Source organism: Roseomonas haemaphysalidis (assembly GCF_017355405.1).
GTDB lineage: Bacteria > Pseudomonadota > Alphaproteobacteria > Acetobacterales > Acetobacteraceae > Pseudoroseomonas > Pseudoroseomonas haemaphysalidis.
This window is the reverse complement of record NZ_CP061177.1, coordinates 608,379-623,821: the sequence shown is the minus strand read 5'-3', so window position 1 is coordinate 623,821 and position 15,443 is coordinate 608,379. Positions and strand designations below refer to the sequence as shown.

12 protein-coding genes and 1 tRNA gene are annotated in these 15,443 nt (G+C 71.5%); 6 read left to right on the top strand and 7 right to left on the bottom strand.

Features of this window, described 5'->3' with window-relative positions:
- Positions 1-46: 46 nt before the first annotated feature.
- The 3 genes from pip (at position 47) to IAI59_RS02800 (ending at position 2,157) form a co-directional block, all read left to right on the top strand.
- Positions 47-997 (top strand): prolyl aminopeptidase, encoded by a 951-nt coding sequence (pip, locus tag IAI59_RS02810; protein WP_207418019.1) that lies wholly within the window; start codon positions 47-49, stop codon positions 995-997.
- Positions 998-1,049: 52 nt separating this feature from the next.
- Positions 1,050-1,123: transfer RNA gene (locus IAI59_RS02805), tRNA-Arg, on the top strand.
- A gap of 299 nt (positions 1,124-1,422) precedes the next feature.
- The gene (locus IAI59_RS02800) at positions 1,423-2,157 is read left to right on the top strand and encodes a PEP-CTERM sorting domain-containing protein (RefSeq protein ID WP_207418018.1); all 735 of its coding nucleotides are present in this window, start codon (positions 1,423-1,425) and stop codon (positions 2,155-2,157) included.
- A gap of 96 nt (positions 2,158-2,253) precedes the next feature.
- On the opposite strand, the gene IAI59_RS02795 is transcribed toward IAI59_RS02800, so the two are convergent.
- A complete protein-coding gene (locus tag IAI59_RS02795; RefSeq protein ID WP_207418016.1) occupies positions 2,254-2,913 on the bottom strand; it encodes a class II aldolase/adducin family protein in 660 nt (219 codons plus the stop codon).
- Positions 2,906-4,183: a 3-oxo-tetronate kinase gene (gene otnK / locus IAI59_RS02790; RefSeq protein ID WP_207418015.1), complete on the bottom strand. Its 1,278-nt coding sequence runs from the start codon at positions 4,181-4,183 to the stop codon at positions 2,906-2,908. Before otnK ends, IAI59_RS02795 begins: the two co-directional genes overlap by 8 nt.
- Positions 4,184-4,365: 182 nt before the next feature.
- Here otnK and IAI59_RS02785 point away from each other — a divergent pair, with 182 nt between their 5' ends.
- Positions 4,366-5,943: an ABC transporter substrate-binding protein gene (locus IAI59_RS02785; RefSeq protein WP_207418014.1), complete on the top strand. Its 1,578-nt coding sequence runs from the start codon at positions 4,366-4,368 to the stop codon at positions 5,941-5,943.
- An 8-nt stretch (positions 5,944-5,951) separates the two neighbouring features.
- Positions 5,952-7,361 carry an amidase gene (locus tag IAI59_RS02780; protein WP_207418013.1) on the top strand — a complete coding sequence of 470 codons (1,410 nt, stop codon included), beginning with the start codon at positions 5,952-5,954 and terminating at the stop codon, positions 7,359-7,361.
- Between the two features lie 143 nt (positions 7,362-7,504).
- On the opposite strand, the gene IAI59_RS02775 is transcribed toward IAI59_RS02780, so the two are convergent.
- The 4 genes from IAI59_RS02775 to IAI59_RS02760 are packed head-to-tail and all read right to left on the bottom strand — an operon-like array spanning position 7,505 to position 13,157.
- Positions 7,505-9,763 (bottom strand): N,N-dimethylformamidase beta subunit family domain-containing protein, encoded by a 2,259-nt coding sequence (locus IAI59_RS02775; protein WP_207418012.1) that lies wholly within the window; start codon positions 9,761-9,763, stop codon positions 7,505-7,507.
- Positions 9,760-10,104 carry a N,N-dimethylformamidase alpha subunit family protein gene (locus tag IAI59_RS02770; RefSeq protein ID WP_207418011.1) on the bottom strand — a complete coding sequence of 115 codons (345 nt, stop codon included), beginning with the start codon at positions 10,102-10,104 and terminating at the stop codon, positions 9,760-9,762. Before IAI59_RS02770 ends, IAI59_RS02775 begins: the two co-directional genes overlap by 4 nt.
- A 16-nt stretch (positions 10,105-10,120) precedes the next feature.
- Positions 10,121-11,932: a flavin-containing monooxygenase gene (locus IAI59_RS02765; RefSeq protein ID WP_207418009.1), complete on the bottom strand. Its 1,812-nt coding sequence runs from the start codon at positions 11,930-11,932 to the stop codon at positions 10,121-10,123.
- Positions 11,919-13,157, bottom strand: a complete 1,239-nt coding sequence (locus IAI59_RS02760) for an aminotransferase class III-fold pyridoxal phosphate-dependent enzyme (RefSeq protein WP_207418008.1) — start codon at positions 13,155-13,157, stop codon at positions 11,919-11,921. Before IAI59_RS02760 ends, IAI59_RS02765 begins: the two co-directional genes overlap by 14 nt.
- A gap of 100 nt (positions 13,158-13,257) precedes the next feature.
- On the opposite strand from IAI59_RS02760, the gene IAI59_RS02755 reads away from it, so the two are divergent.
- Positions 13,258-13,998: a GntR family transcriptional regulator gene (locus IAI59_RS02755; protein WP_207418007.1), complete on the top strand. Its 741-nt coding sequence runs from the start codon at positions 13,258-13,260 to the stop codon at positions 13,996-13,998.
- On the opposite strand, the gene IAI59_RS02750 is transcribed toward IAI59_RS02755, so the two are convergent.
- Positions 13,995-15,434, bottom strand: coding sequence for an amidase (locus tag IAI59_RS02750; protein ID WP_207418006.1), 1,440 nt, complete (start codon positions 15,432-15,434; stop codon positions 13,995-13,997). The two genes, IAI59_RS02755 and IAI59_RS02750, sit on opposite strands and share 4 nt — an antisense overlap.
- Positions 15,435-15,443: the final 9 nt, after the last annotated feature.

Below are 15,443 nucleotides of genomic sequence, written 5' to 3'. Positions count from 1 at the left end.
CCGGGCGGCTGTTGCATGGCCGGGCCGGGCCGGGCCACACTCCGCCATGCCCCGCGGAGACCTGTTTCCCGATATCGCCCCCTATGAAACCGGGCTGCTGCCGCTTGGCGGCGGGCATGTGATGTACTGGGAACAGGCGGGCAACCCGCGCGGCCAGCCGGTGCTGTTCCTGCATGGCGGGCCGGGCGCCGGTGCCGGCGCGGTGCACCGGCGGTTCTTCGACCCGCACCACTGGCGCATCGTGATCTTCGACCAGCGCGGTGCCGGCCGCTCCCGGCCGCTGGGCGAGCTGCGGGACAACACCACGCCCCACCTGGTGGCCGACATCGAGGTGTTGCGCCGCTTTCTGGGGCTGGAGCAGTGGCTGCTGTTCGGCGGCTCCTGGGGGTCCACCCTGGCGCTGGCCTATGCGCAGGCGCATCCCGAGCGCGTCACGGGCTGCGTGCTGCGCGGGGTGTTCCTCGGGCGCCAGCCAGAGGTGGAGTGGTTCCTGTTCGGGCTGCGCCGGGTGTTTCCGGACGCATGGCGCGACTTTGCCGAGCACCTGCCCCCGGCCGAGCGCGGCGACCTGCTGGCATCCTATCTTCGCCGGCTGTGCGATCCGGACCCCGCTGTCCACCTCCCGGCAGCCCGTGCCTGGAGCCAGTACGAAGGCATGTGCAGCACCCTGCTGCCCAGCCCCGACATGGTGATGAGCTTTGCGCAGGACCGCAGTGCCCTGGGGCTGGCGCGGATTGAGGCGCATTACTTCGCGCACGACCTGTTCCTGCGTCCGGGCGGGCTGCTGGCCGGCATGGACCGGCTGGCACACCTGCCGGCCGAGATCGTGCAGGGCCGCTACGACATGGTCTGCCCGCCGGAATCCGCTTTCGACCTGGCGGCGGCGTGGCCGCGGGCGCGGCTGACGGTGGTGCCGGATGCCGGCCATTCGGCGCTGGAACCCGGCGTGAGGCTGGCGCTGGTGGCCGCCGTGGACCGCTTCCGGCGTTGGGGGTGACCGCGAGCCTGATGTGGACCGGCAGGCGCCGGGCGGGTAAAACGCGCGTGGCGTCTCCGTAGCTCAGCCGGATAGAGCACTAGATTCCTAATCTAGGGGCCGTGGGTTCGAATCCCGCCGGGGACATGCCATCATCCTGTTGCCGAACGACATCCCCACGCTGCCGGTAATCCTGGCTGGCGCAGTTGGCAACGCGGCCCAGCAACGGAAGGGTTGCATGGCCGGCCAGTAAAATACCCGCAATCAAAACTGTTGTGGTTCAGCAATAGCGCGCAGTGCCCGCATCCACGATCACTTGCCGGAATCCTTTACAACGCCTTATTGATGCCCAGGTCTCTCAGCGTAAGCCTTTGTATTTGCAGGCTTGGTTCTTTTGGCACGTGCGTTGCTAGGATGACGCAGCACAGTCATCAGGATCTTGTAACTTGAGCCCTTCCATCCGTTACGGCGCAGCTCTCGTTGTTGCCCTCGCCACCTTCGGTGCCGCTGCCCAGGCCGCCCCGATCACCTCCAACCCGACCATCCAGTCGGGCAACTACACCTTCAGCAACTTCACCGTCGCCGTGACCAGCCAGGGCACCGCGCTGCCGTCCGGCGGCAGCAGCGCCGTGGACGTCAGCGCCCTGTCCGGCACCAGCGGCATCCAGATCAGCGGCGGCTTCACGGCGATCGCGCCGATGGGCGCCAGCTTCAGCGATGCGGCCGTCAGCTACATGGTCACCGGCACCGCCGGCCTGACCTCGGTGGGCCTGTCGTTTGACGGCTCCTTCATGGGCTTCGCCATCGCCGCGGTGACGGAAAGCATCTACGCCGATGCCGGCCGCCAGACCCTGCTGGGGCAGAGCGTGGTCAGCTGCTCCATCAGCGGCTGCGACCTCTCGACCTCCATCAGCCTCGATGGCTCCTACGACACGCTGTACGTGACCAAGGACATCAACGTGTCCGCCTTTGTGGCCGGCGACCGCGCGCAGACCAGCATCATCACGCAGGCCTTCGGCCCGTCCACGACCACCCCGACGACCCCGACCACCCCGACGACCCCCTCCAACCCGAACCCCACCCCCAATCCGACCCCGGTCCCCGAGCCGATGAGCATCGCGCTGTTCGGCACGGGCCTGGTCGGCCTCGGCCTGATGCGTCGCGCCCGCAAGGCCGCCTGACGCTTCCCGGCCGCCCGCGCGGCCGGAAATGGAAAGGGCCGGCCCTCATGGAGGGCCGGCCCTTTTGCTTCGTGGCCCATGCGGGCCAGGGCAGGGTCAGGAGGCGGCGCCGGCTTGCCGGTAGGGCGATCCATAAGTCCGGTAGCGGTCCCGCGCCTGGCGGATCTGCTCGTCGTCCAGCAGGGCGGGTCGGCCGGCGGCGCGCGCCAGCAGGTATTGCCGGGCCAGGGTTTCCAGCCGCAGCGCCGTGGCCAGTGCCGTGGCCGGGTCCTTGCCGTGGCAGATCATGCCGTGGTTCGCCAGCAGGCAGGCCTTGTAGCCGGGAATGGTGTCGCGCACCGCCTCCGCCAAGGCCGGCGTGCCAAAGGTGCGGTAGGGCGCGCAAGGCACCTCCCGCCCACCGAAGCCGACCACCATGTAATGAAAGGCGGGCAGCGGCTCACCCAGCGAGGCCAGCGCCGTGCAGTGGTCCGCATGGGTGTGCACCACGCAATTCGCTTCTGGGCAGGCGGCGTAGACCGCCGCGTGCATTTCCCATTCGCTGGACGGCGCGGTTCCCGGCAGCGGCGGCCCCGCCAGCGGCAGCCGCACCAGCTCCTCCGCCGAAAGCGATTCCTCTGTCGCGCCGGTCGGCGTGATCAGCATGTCGTCGCCCTGCCGCAGGCTGACATTGCCGCTGCTGCCGTGGTTCATGCGGTGCCGGGCGAGCGCGCGGTAAAGCTCCACCACGGCATCGGCGGGGGTGGCGTCAGGCATGCGCGGCCTCCATCCCGGCCAGCGCGCGGGCGAACATATCGACGCTGCCGAGCTTGCCGGACTTCAGGCACAGCGCCAGCGGCACCGGCTGTTCCGCCTGGCACAGCCCGACGCCCAGCTCCCGGAACGGCGCGACCCGCAGCTGCGAGATGCCCAGCGCCTCCACCACGGCGCCCGAGGTTTCGCCGCCGGCCACCAGCAGGCGCCGCACCCCGCGCCCGACCAGCCCGGCCGCCAGCGCGCCCAGCAGCGCCTCCGCCCTGCGCCCGGCGGCGATGGCCCCGTAGGCCGCCTGCGCCGCCGCCACCCGGGACGGGTCGTCCGAGGTGGTGATGCAGACCGGCCCCTCGCCCAGCCGCGCCGCTGCCCAGTCCAGCGCCCGGGCCACGCCCGCTTCCTGCGGCTCCATTGGGTCGAGGCTGAGCACCGGGTGGGATTGGCCGAAGCAGGCCACCTGCTCGCGCGTGCGCTCGGCGCAGCTTCCGGCGAGCACCGCGCTAGGGCCGGCGGTGGCGGTCAGCGGCGGGGCGGCTTCCGGCGGCATCCAACCCCGCTGCGCCCACAGCGCCGGGTAGTAGGCCGCGACGGAGGAGCCGCCGGTCATCACCGGCCATTCCACGCTCGCCTCCGCGATGCGCTGCAGGTCGGCCGGCAGGATGGCATCCGCGATCAGAAAGGGCGTGCCCTCGGCCAGTGCCGCTTCCGCGTGCCGCCGGATGGCCGCGGCCCCCTCGGCCACGCGCTCGAACGGCAGCACGCCGACGCGCAGGGTCGTCTGCGGCGCCAGAACGTCGACCAAGTTGGAGCGGGTCATCGGCGTCAGCGGGTCGTGCCGCTTGGGCGAATCGGCCAGCAGTTGCAGGCCGATGAACAGGTGCCCGTGGAACACGGTGCGGGCGGCCTCGGGAAAGCTGGGGCAGAACAGCACGGGCGCGGGTGGGGCGTCCTGGCGCAAAGCTTCCGCGACATTGCCGATGTTGCCGGTGTCGAGGCTGTCGAAGCTCGCGCAGTATTTCAGGAAGATCTGCCGGGCACCCAGCGCGCGCAGGCGCCGCGCGGCCAGGGTGGAAGCGGCCACCGCCTCGTCCGGTGGGGCCACGCGGCTGCGCAGCGCGACGACCAACGCATCCGTGCCGTCCAGCGTGGCGGGCACCGCGCCCGCGCCGACCACGAGGCGCGTGCGCGCGCCGCCCGCCTGCAGCATCGCGCTGAGCTCGACGGCACCAGTCAGATCATCGGCGACGGCGCCGAACACCAAGGAGGACGCCATCCGAGAAATCCCTTGCGGCTGGGGTGTTCAGGATATGATATATCAAATATCCTGGTTTGGAAGGCCCGCGCCGTGGTCGGACGGTTCCGCGCGAGGACCAGCGCTCCGGCCGCCATGCTTTCAACCACAACAAAAACCAAGCCCACAACGGGGACGCCGTTCACTTATCCGGAGGACCGATCATGAAACGCCGTGACCTGATGCTGGGCGTGGCTGCCGCCGCGCTCGCGGCCCCGCGCCTGGCCCGTGCCGCCGACCCCCGCTCGGTGCTGCGCTTCGCGCCGCAGGCCGACCTCGCCTCCATCGACCCGATCCAAAGCAACGCCTATGTCAGCCGCAACCACGCGGCGCTGGTCTACGACACGCTGTTCGGCGTGGACGAAAGCTACCGCCCGCTGCCGCAGATGCTCGAAAGCGCCGTCACCAGCGACAACAAGCTGGAATGGGTGCTGACCCTGCGCGACGGCCTGGTGTTCCACGATGGCCAGGCGGTGCGGCCCGAGGACGTGGTGGCCAGCATCAAGCGCTGGGGACGGCGCGACACCTACGGGCAGACCTTTTTCTCGCAGGTGGACGACCTCGCGCCGGTGTCTGACAAGGCCGTGCGCTTCCAGCTGAAGAAGCCGTTCCGCCTGTTGCCCGACGTGCTGGGCAAGCCCGCGCCGCAGCTGCCGGTGATCATGCCGGAGCGGCACGCGGCGCTGGCGGTGAGCGAGCAGGTGCCGGAGGCGATCGGCTCCGGCCCCTTCCGCTTCGTGGCCTCCGAGCGCATTCCGGGCTCGCGCGCTGTCTACGAGAAGTTCGCGGGCTACGCGCCGCGGGGTGGCGAAACCAGCTTCTGGTCCGGCCCGAAGGTGGCGCATATCGACCGCGTGGAATGGCACACCCTGCCGGACGCCGCGACCGCCGCCGCGGCGCTGCAGGCCGGCGAGATCGACTGGTGGGAGCAGCCGCCGGCGGACTTCCTGCCGATGCTCCGGCGCAACCGCAACATCCGCGTGCAGGTCAGCGACGACCAGGGCGTGTTGGGCGTGCTGCGGCTGAACCACCTGCACCCGCCCTTCGACAACCCGGCCATCCGCCGCGCCGTGCTCGGCGCCGTCGTGCAGGCCGACTACATGACCGCCGTGGCCGGCACCGACAGCAGCATGTGGCGCGACAAGATCGGCTTCTTCCAGCCGGATTCACCGATGGCCAACGACGCCGGCATGGCTGCCATGACCGGCGACCTGGACCGTGCGCGCGCCGCGCTGAAGGAGGCCGGCTACAAGGGCGAGCGCGTGGTGCTGGCCGCCCCCACCGACTTCCCCATCATGAACGCGATGAGCGAGGTGGCGGGCGACATGTTCCGCAAGCTCGGCTTTAACCTGGATTACCAGGCGCTGGACTGGGCGACGGTGTCGCAGAAGCTGAATTCCCGCGCGCCGATCGACCAGGGCGGCTGGAACATCAACTGCAACTTCGTGGTGGGCTTCGGCTGCCGCACGCCGGCCGCGCATTCCTATCTGCGCGGTTCCGGCAACGCCGCGCTGTTCGGCTGGCCGAGCAGCCCGCGGATCGAGGAGCTGCGCCAGCGCTGGATGGATACTGACGACGTGGCCGAGCAGAAGCAGCTGTGCCGCGACATCCAGCAGCAGGCCTTCACGGACGTGCCCTACATCCCGCTCGGCCTGTTCCAGCAGATGACGGCGTTCCGCACCTCGCTCGACGGTGTCCTGAAAGGCATGCCGCTGTTCTACAACCTTCGCAAACAGGCCTGATGCCGCGCATGACCAATACCGACCTGTGCTTCACCCCGGCGACCGAGCTTTCGGATGCCATCCGTGCCAAGCGCGTTTCGCCCGGCGAGGTGACGCGCGCCGTGCTGGCGCGCATCGAGGCGCTTGAGCCGCAGTTGAACGCCTTTGCCTTTCTGGCGCGCCAGGAGGCGCTGGACGCCGCCGAGGCCGCCGATGCGGCCCTCATGAAAGGCACGCCGCTCGGCCCGCTGCACGGCATCCCCGTCACCATCAAGGACCATGAGGCGGTGGCGGGCATGCCGGTGGAATACGGCACCCACCTGCGGCGGGGCGACGTGGCCAAGGCCGACAACGTGCTGGTGTCCCGCCTGCGGGCGGCGGGCGCCATCATCCTGGGCAAGACCGCGACGCCCGAATTCGGCTGGACCGGCGTCAGCCGCAGCCCGCTGACCGGCATCACCCACAACCCCTGGGGCCACGGGCTGAACGCTGGCGCCTCCTCGGCCGGGGCGGGGGTGGGCGCGGCGGCCGGCTATGGGCCGCTGCACCAGGGCAGCGACGGCGCCGGCTCCATCCGCATGCCCGCGCATTTCTGCGGCGTCTACGGGCTGAAGCCGACCTACGGGCGCGTGCCGCAGTCGCCCATGGGTGCGAGCGACTCCACCGTGCACCTCGGCCCGCTGACGCGCACGGTGGCCGACGCGGCGTTGATGCTGCGGGTGATCAGCGGACTGCACCCGGATGACCAGTCCAGCCTGGAGGCCCCGCCCGCCGACTACCCGCGCCTGCTGCCGGAGCGGCCACGCCGCCCGCGCATCGCCTACAGCCCCGACCTCGGCCACGCCCGGGTGGACCCGGAGGTGGCGGCGTTGGTGCGGCAGGCGGTGGCGCGCTTCGAAGGGGACCTCGGCTGCACGGTGGAGCAGGTGGAAACCCCCTGGGGCCCGCGCGGGCCGGAGCTGGCGCGCTTCTTCTGGCCCGCGCATTTCAGCCGCCACGCCGACCGCGTGGCCGAGATGCGCGACAAGATGGACCCTGGCTTCGTCGCCTGCATCGAGGCCGGGCTGCACATCACGCTGCCCGAGTACCAGAAGATGCGGCTGGTGAAATACGCCTACTGCGCCGAGATCCACCACTTCTTCGAGGACTGGGACTTTCTGCTCACCCCCGCCGTTTCCGTCGCCGCCTTTCCGGCGGAGCAGCTGCAGCCTTCCCACTGGCCGCAGCACCCCTGGGACTGGATGAGCTGGGCGGAATTCTCCTACCCCTTCAACCTGTCGCAGAACCCGGCCGCCTCCATCCCCTGCGGCTTCACGGAAGCGGGACTGCCGGTGGGCCTGCAGATTGTCGGCCGGCGCTGCGATGACCTGGGCGTGCTGCAGATGTCGGCGGCCTTCGAGGCGGTGGCACCCTGGGCGCAGCACCGGCCGCCTGTCTGAAGGCAGGCAAGGCGTTCTTTTTTGAAAAAAAGAACCAAAAACTTTTGTCAGTTTGGCGTGGCGCATGGAGCTCAGGTGCCGCGCCAAACTAACAAAGTCTTTTTGCTTCTTTTTCTTCAGAAAAAGAAGATGCTTGCTGCCTGCTACGTCTCTCCGAAGCCATCGAACGGCGCCGGGTCCAGGAAGCGGCGCAGCACGTTGCCGGTCAGGCGGCTGACGCTGTTGTCGTATCCCGCATGCGACAGCGCGCAGGACCAGGCGATGGAACCGGTGGAGAAGACCGCGCCGCCGCGCGCCGTGGGGAAGAAGGCGATGTCGGCGCGCACGGCGGCGTTCTGGTCGCCCATCGCGCCGCGGTGCAGGGTGCGGAATTCCTCCAGCGTCGGCACGCCGCCGTAGTCCAGGCGGTCGGCGGTGGCGAGCCAGAGCAGCGCGGGGGGCGAGCCCAGCGTCGGTTCCACCCGGTCCACCTCGATCCCCGCGGCGCCGCCGCCGCGCAGGCCGAAGTCGCCGAGCGGCGCATCCAGGTCGATGCCCTCGGTCAGCCAGCCGATGCGCGGGTCGCGCGCCTCCTCGCGCCAGCGGTAGGGGTAGGAGCGGGTGAAGACCTGCGCGTCGAAGCCCACGCCCACCAGGCGTTGCGGCGCGCGGCCATTGGCGCGCCACAGACCGGACGGTTCGCCGGAAAAGGACAGGCCGTTCTCGCCCGCTTCGCCTTCCCAGGTGCGCAGCCCCATCATGCCGCGCCGGATCTCCATGGTATGCGGCTCGGTGGGGTGATAGGCGATGCGCCAGTAGAACCCGTTGCCGCCCAGGTAGATGTGCCGGCCGCCGCCGCGCTGGTAGTGGTCGAAGGCGTCCAGCATCTCGCGGCTGGTGTATTCGGGGTGCGACCCGCTGATCACGCAGCGATAGCCGGCCAGGAGCTGCGCGCCGTGGCGGTGGATGTCGTCGTCGGTGATGACGTCGTGGTCCTGGCCGATCTGCTCCAGCCAGTCGAGGATATGCGTATCGTTGCCGTAGTTGAAGCTGGCGCCGCGCGGCCGCATGTTGAGGATCGGCCGCTTGGCGGAGGAATAACACCAGCCGCTGCCGTCGCTGTGCGTGTCGTAGGTGGAGAGCCCCAGCTCGCGGTGCTGCTGCAGGTAGACATCGTCGCGCGACAGCGCGATCAGACCTTCCAGCATGGCTTCCGCATGCACCTGGTCCAGCCGCAGCGCGCTGTTGGCATAGGCCAGAAAGGTGGCGGTGCTGGCCACCACCGCCAGGGCCGCGCGCGGCTGGCCGAGCGGGGCGCGCACGAAAAAGGCCACGTGGCTTTCCACCGGGTCCTCGCCACCCTCGCGCGCGCGCAGCCGCAGGGCGTAGAAGCCGCTGCGCCAGTCAGGCGGGATGGTCATCTCCAGGTCGGCGTCCCAGCCGGCATCGGCCATGTCGTCGCTGTGGAAGTGGATGGCGCCGTATTGCTCCGGCGCCGCCACCCAGTGCTGGGTGCGGCCGTCCCAGTTGGCACCGGTCATGGCGCGCATCGGCAACTGGCGCAGCCGGCCGTCCAGGCGGTTGGCGGCGCGGTCGCGCACCCGGTCGGAAGGGATGTCGCGGGAAAAGTCCCACGCCGCCACCAGCGCAGGGTCGGTGACGGGCGGGTCCTGCGCCTCGCACAGTGCGCGCAGCGCGTCTGGTGCCAAGGCGGCCGCCGCCAGGCGGGGGCGGTCGATCTTGCCGTCCAGATGCGCGGTGGTGCGCGGGTCGGGGCCGGGCTCGCGGGTGGTGGCGGCCATCACCAGGGCGGTTTCCGCCGGCCAGACGATGGCTTGCGGTCCGGCGGTCTCGGCCACAGCGCTGGTGTCGCGACCGGCCTGGGGGTCCAGGCTGTGCTGGAACACGCGCAGCAGGCCGGCCTGGAGGTCCAGCACGCCGCCCACAAACGCCCATTCCCGTTCCAGCAGCGGGCGCGGCGTGACCGCGCGCCAGACCTGGCCCGCGGCGCCGACGCGGAATTCCAGCCGGCCGGCGGCATCCAGGCCCAGCCACCAGCCCTGCTGCAGGTCATCCCGCCAGCGCGACAGGATGGCCTGCGGCCGTCCCCCCGGCGCCGTGGGCCACAGCAGGCAGCCGGCGGACAGGGAACCGGGGCCCCGCAAGGCCGGCGCGTCCGGCACGACGGCGCAGGAGCCGGGGTGCAGCGGCTGGTGGCGCAACGCCACCGGCCCGTCCACCGGCGCGCCCGGTGCCGTGAAGCGCAGGCCCGGGCCATCAGGGTCGGGATCGGCGCAGCGGACGCGCAACAGCGTCGCTTCCGCATGCTGCAGCGTGGCGCTGGACAGATGGAAGCGGATGCGCTCGCCCGGCGAAACGACCAGCGGCCAGGCGTAGCCGAGAACGGCGGTGGTATCGGTCATGGGGCGCTCGGCTCGGGGGGCAGGGGCTGGCCCGTCAGCGCTTCCCAGCGCAGGCGGAACACATGGCGCTCGGCATCCGCCAAGCTGGTGAAGACCTGGTTGGGAAAGGTCTCGACCGGCTGGCCGCGCTGTTCGGGCATGCGGGCCAGCATCCAGCGGCGCCCGGGTTCCATCACCACCAGCACGTGCCGGCGGCCGGCGCCGGACCAGCGCATGCGGTGCAGCAGGCGTTGCAGCGCATCGCTGTGCGGCCCGCGCGGCTGGCGCATGAATTCGGCGGCCAGATCGGTGCGCGCCGGGTCGACCGGCCAGTGCGCGGTGTCGGGGCGGTTCACGAGCACGGGCGGCGGCTCCTCCCTAGGGGCTGGCGGGATCGTGGACGGGTGTCGGCAGTCCCTCGGCCCGGGCCTTGAGCTGCAGCGCCAGGTAGCGCGAGTAATGGCGCGACTGCGCCAGGTTGCCGCCGTGGAACCACAGGTTCGGCTGCGCGGTGGGCTTCCACATGTTGCGTAGCTCGCCCTGCCAGGGGCCGGGGTCCCGCGCGGTGCCGCTGCCCAGGCCCCAGCACGGCCCCACGCGGTCGGCGACATCCTTGGAGATGAGCTGTTCCGCCCAGCCGTTCATGGAACCATAGCCCGTGGCGTAGACGATCACGTCGGCGGGCAGCACGGTGCCGTCCTGCAGCTGCACGCCGTCCGGCAGGATGGCCTTGACCGCGCCCTGCGCCAGGCGGATGCGACCTTCCGCGATCAGTTCCGAGGTGCCGACGTCGATGTAGTAGCCCGAGCCGCGACGGAGGTACTTCTGCGACAGGCCCGAGCCGTCCTCGCCGAAGTCCAGCAGAAATCCCACGGCGCGCAGGCGGTCGTAGAACGGCGCGTCGTCCCGCGCGATCGCCTCCCACACCGGCCGCTGCATGGCCGGCTGCAGGCGGTAGGGGACGGAAGCGGCCAGCAGGTCCGCCGTGTCGGTGTCGATGCCGGCTTCCACCGCTTCCTCGGAATACAGCGTGCCCCAGCCGCGCTTCAGCATCGTGTCCGTGCGTACCACGAGCGTGGAGGAGCGCTGCAGCATGGTCACCTCCGCCCCGTGCGCCAGCAGGTCGGCGCAGATGTCGTGGGCGGAATTGTTGGAGCCGACCACCACCACGCGCTTGCCGCCGTGGTCACCGCCGCCGGCGTGGCGGCTGGAATGGTGCTGCTCGCCCCGGAAGCTGCGCATGCCGGGGAAGTCCGGCAGCTGCGGCAGGCCGGCCATGCCGGTGGCCAGCACCAGCTGGCGGGGCCGCAGCGTCAGCGTCTCCCCTGCGCGCTCCACCGTCACGGTCCAGCGGCCGGCGGCCTCGTCGAAGCTCGCGCCGGTGCAGCGGGTGCTGTTCCAGACGTCCAGCTCCATCACCGTCGCGTACATCTCCAGCCAGTCGCCCAGCTTGTCCTTGGGCGTGAAGACCGGCCAGTGCGCGGGAAACGGCAGGTAGGGCATGTGGTCGTACCAGACCGGGTCATGCAGGCAGAGCGACTTGTAGCGGCTGCGCCAGTTGTCCCCCGATCGCGCATGCGCGTCGACGATCAGCGTTGGCACGCCAAGCCGCTTGAGCCGCGCGCCGAGCCCGAGGCCGCCCTGGCCGCCGCCGACGATCAGCACCTCTGGCTGCTCTTCCCGCCCCAGCCGCGCCTGTTGCCGCTGCCGCCGTTCCAGCCAGCTCGGCGCGTCGTGCTGCTCGGGCGGCGGCGCGCCGCGCTCGCGGCTGCGGCCCTGGCGTTCCTCGAAGCCCTTCAGCTCGCGCCCGGCGGTCAGCAGCGTCCAGCACAGGCCGTCGCGCAGCCGCACATGGCCGCGGCCGCGCAGCAGCGCCGTCTCGAAGGTGATCCAGCCTTCCACGACGCCATCGGCGCCGCGCTTGGCCGCGCCGTCCAGCGCCATGGCGCCGGGCCGCACCAGCGGCGCCTGCCGCGCCACCATGTCGCGGATGCCCGCGCGGCCTTCCAGGGTTTGCAGCGTCCAGGTGAAGGCCACCAGGTCGCGCCAATAGCATTCCGTCCCGAACAGTGCCGCGGCGCCGTCCGCGTCGCCCGCCGCCAGCGCCGCGCCGAAGCGCGCCACCCAGCCGCGCAGCAGCGCCGTGTCCGCCGTGGCGCCGGCGGGCGCCTCGGCCTCAGCGAGCGACATGGCGGAAGCCCGCGTCCACGGCGTCCAGGACCCGGTCGATATCCGCCTCCGTATGGGCGCAGGACAGGAACATGTTGTGCTTGGGGTGCAGGTAGGCGCCGTGCCGCAAGGCTTCCGCGCAGAAGGCGAAGCCGCGCTTCCATTCAGGGTCGTCGGCAAACAGGATGGTGGGCATCTGCGGCGGGCCGCTCTGGTCCACCCGCAGCCCGTGCCGGGCGGCACGCTCCGCCACCCCGTCCCGCAGGCGCTGGCCGAGGGCACGCATGCGCGCCGGGCCATCGATGCGGTGCAGCTCCCGCAGCGTCGCCACCGCCGCCGCCATGGGGGCCGCGCCGCACCAGAAGGAGCCGGTGGAGAACACCCGCGTCGCCGCCTCGCGGAACCGCTCCCGCCCCGTGACGGCGGATAGCGGGTGGCCGTTGGCGATGGCCTTGCTCCAGGCTGAGAGGTCGGGCTGCACGCCCAGCGGCTCCCACGAGCCGCCGAGGTCGATGCGGAAGCCGGCGCGCACGTCGTCCAGGATCAGCGCGGCGCCTGTCTCGTCGCACAGGGCGCGCGCCGCGCGGGCGAATTCCGGCGTCGGCAGCGACTGGGGCTGCCCCATGTCGTGCCGGAAGGCGGAAGCCATGACGGCGGCCAGGTCATCGCCGGCCTGTTCCGCCGCGGCGTGCAGGCTGGCGATGTCGTTGAAGCTGTAGAACAGCAGGTGCGCGCGGTCCTCGGCGGTCACGCCCGCGACGCTGGGCGAGCACCAGGGCACCGCGCCGTGGTAGGCGCCGCGCGCCACCAGCACCTTGCGCCGCCCGGTGGCCGCGCGGGCCACGGTGACGCAGGTGGTGGTGGCGTCCGTGCCGTTCTTGCCGAACTGGCACCAGTCGGCATGCGGGATGGTCTCGACCACCAGCTCCGCCAGCTCCACCAGCACGGGCGCGGGGCCGTTCATGCAGTCGCCGCGCGCGGCCTGTTCCGCCACCGCCGCGTCGACCAGCGGGTGGTGGTGGCCGAGCACGATCGGGCCCCAGGAGCACATCAGGTCCACGAAGCGGCGGCCGTCGGCATCGATCAGGTGGCAGCCTTCCGCGCGGTCAAAGAACTGTGGGTAGCCTTCGGGCAGGTTGCGCGCCGTGAGGTGGCCCCAAAGCCCGCCGGGGATCACACGCTCGGCCCTGGCGCGCAGCGCCTGGTCAAGGCTGTTGGGGGGCGGGACCACGTTGCTGTCGGGCATGGCTGCTTCCTTTGCCGCGCTGATCTGATATATCATATAGCCTGGATCGGTGGCGTGCCAACGCCTAGTTTGCCGCCGCGGCGCCGGATATCCTTGCACCATGCCCCTGACCGCCTCTTTGCCCGTCCTGACCCGCACCAGCCTGAACGACCGCGTCTACGAGACCCTGCGCGGCGCCCTGCTGGAAGGCCGCCTGCGCCCGCACCAGCGGCTGAAGATCCGTGACCTGGCGGCCACCATGGGCGTGTCAGAAACCCCGGTGCGCGAGGCGGTGATGCAGCTGGTGCGCGAGCGTGCGCTGACGCTGCAAACCAGCCGCTCGCTGACCGTGCCGCGCCTGTCCGTCGGGCAGTACCTGGAGCTGCGCGAGATCCGGCTGGAGCTGGAAGGGCTGGCGGCGGCGCGCGCCGCCGACCACGTCACCCCCCGCGACGTCGCGGCGCTGAGCAAGCTGCACGAGAAGCTGTTGAAGGCCGAGGAGGCCGGCCACGCGGCCGAGGCGGTGCGCTGCAACTGGCTGTTCCATTCCCGCCTGTACGAGGCGGCGGCGATGCCGGAGCTGTTCCACGTGATCCAGGGCCTGTGGCTGCGCAACGGCCCGTTGCTGACCTACCTGTACCCGCACGCGGCGCCCAGCTATCCCGGCCGCCACCGGCACCTGGACGTACTGGACGCGTTGCGCGCGCGCGACGGCGCGGCCGTCCGTGCCGCCATCCAGGCGGACATGATCGAGGGTGGCACGGCGCTGCTGCGCCTGCTGGAGGACCTCGACGCCGGGCGGCGCAGCGAGGCGCCCTTCGCCGGCGGCGCCGAGCCCGCGCCGCTGCCTGCGGTGGCCTAGACGGCGGCCCCCGGCGGGCGGCGCCCGGCCCAGGGCCGTGCCTCTTCCAGCACGGCGCCGAGGCGCAGCAGGTCCAGCTCCGCGCCCCAGCGGCCCACCAGCTGCACCGCGGTCGGCAGCCCGGCGTCGTCAAAGCCGCTCGGCACCGTCAGGGCCGGGTGGCCGGACAGGTTGAAGGGGTAGACGTAGCTGCTCCAGCCCTGGCGCGTGATGCCGCACAGCTCGCCTTCCACCTCCACCTCGTCATGCGCGGCGTCGAAGTCCGCCGGCAGCGCGGTGCGGCTCAGCGTCGGTGTCACCAGCACGTCGAAGCGCTCGAACAACGCCTGGATGCCGCGGAACAGCCGGGTGCGGGCGTATTGGCCTTCACGGAATTCCTCCAGGCTGAAGCCGTCGCCGCGCTGCATGAAGGCCAGCAGCGTCGGGTCCATCCGGTCACGCCATTCGCCCAGGTGGCGGCGCTGCGAGATGGCGAAGTTGGCCTGATACATCACGCGCCCCGGCATCTCCATCCAGTCGATGCCGTCGCCCGCCGCTTCGGCCACGGCGCCCAGCTGCTCCAGGACGGCGATGGAAGCGCGGAAGTTCTCCGCCATCTCGCGTTGCAGACGCGGATTGGCCGCGAGCCCGATCACGCCCACGCGCAGCCCGTGCAGGTCCCGCCCCGCCAGGGCGGGCGACAGCGGCCGGTCCGCGGCGCCGAGGCTCCAGGGGTCGGAGGCGTCAGGGCCGGTCAGCACCGCCCGCATGACGGCGAGATCCGCCACGCTGCGCGCCATGGGCCCGGCATAGGTGTAGTTGCCGAAGGCATCCGCCCCCTGCTGCCACGGGATGGAGCCCAGCGTCGGCTTCAACCCCACCACGCCGCAGCAGGCGGCGGGAATGCGGATGGAGCCGGCGCCGTCCATGCCCAGCGCCAGCGGCCCCAGCCCACAGGCCAGCGCCACCGCCGCGCCGCCGGAAGATCCGCCGGAGGTGCGCGCCAGGTCCCAGGGGTTGCGCGTGGTGCCGAAGGCGGGGCCGTCGGTCAGTGCCTTGTGGCCGAACTCCGGCAGCGTCGTCTTGCCGAAGATCACCGCGCCCGCCGCGCGCAGCCGCGCCACCGTGACATCATCCGCCGTCGCGGCGGGGCTGTTCGCGAAGATGGCGGAACCATGGGTGGTGCGCACGCCGCGCACATCCACCTGGTCCTTGATACTGACCGGCACGCCGTGCAGCGGGCCGAGCGGCTGGCCGCCGCGCACCGCCGCCTCCGCCGCCGCCGCATCGGCCATCGCCTGTTGCTCCAGCAGCACCACGAAGGGGTTGAGCCGCGGCTGCGCCCGGCGCGCCGCCGCCAGCACCGCCTGCAGCAGCGCGACGGGCGACAGGGCGCCGGTTCGGATCAGCGCGGCGGCGCGGGTCGCGGGCATGAACAGCAGCTCGTCGTCGGACATGGTGCGGAG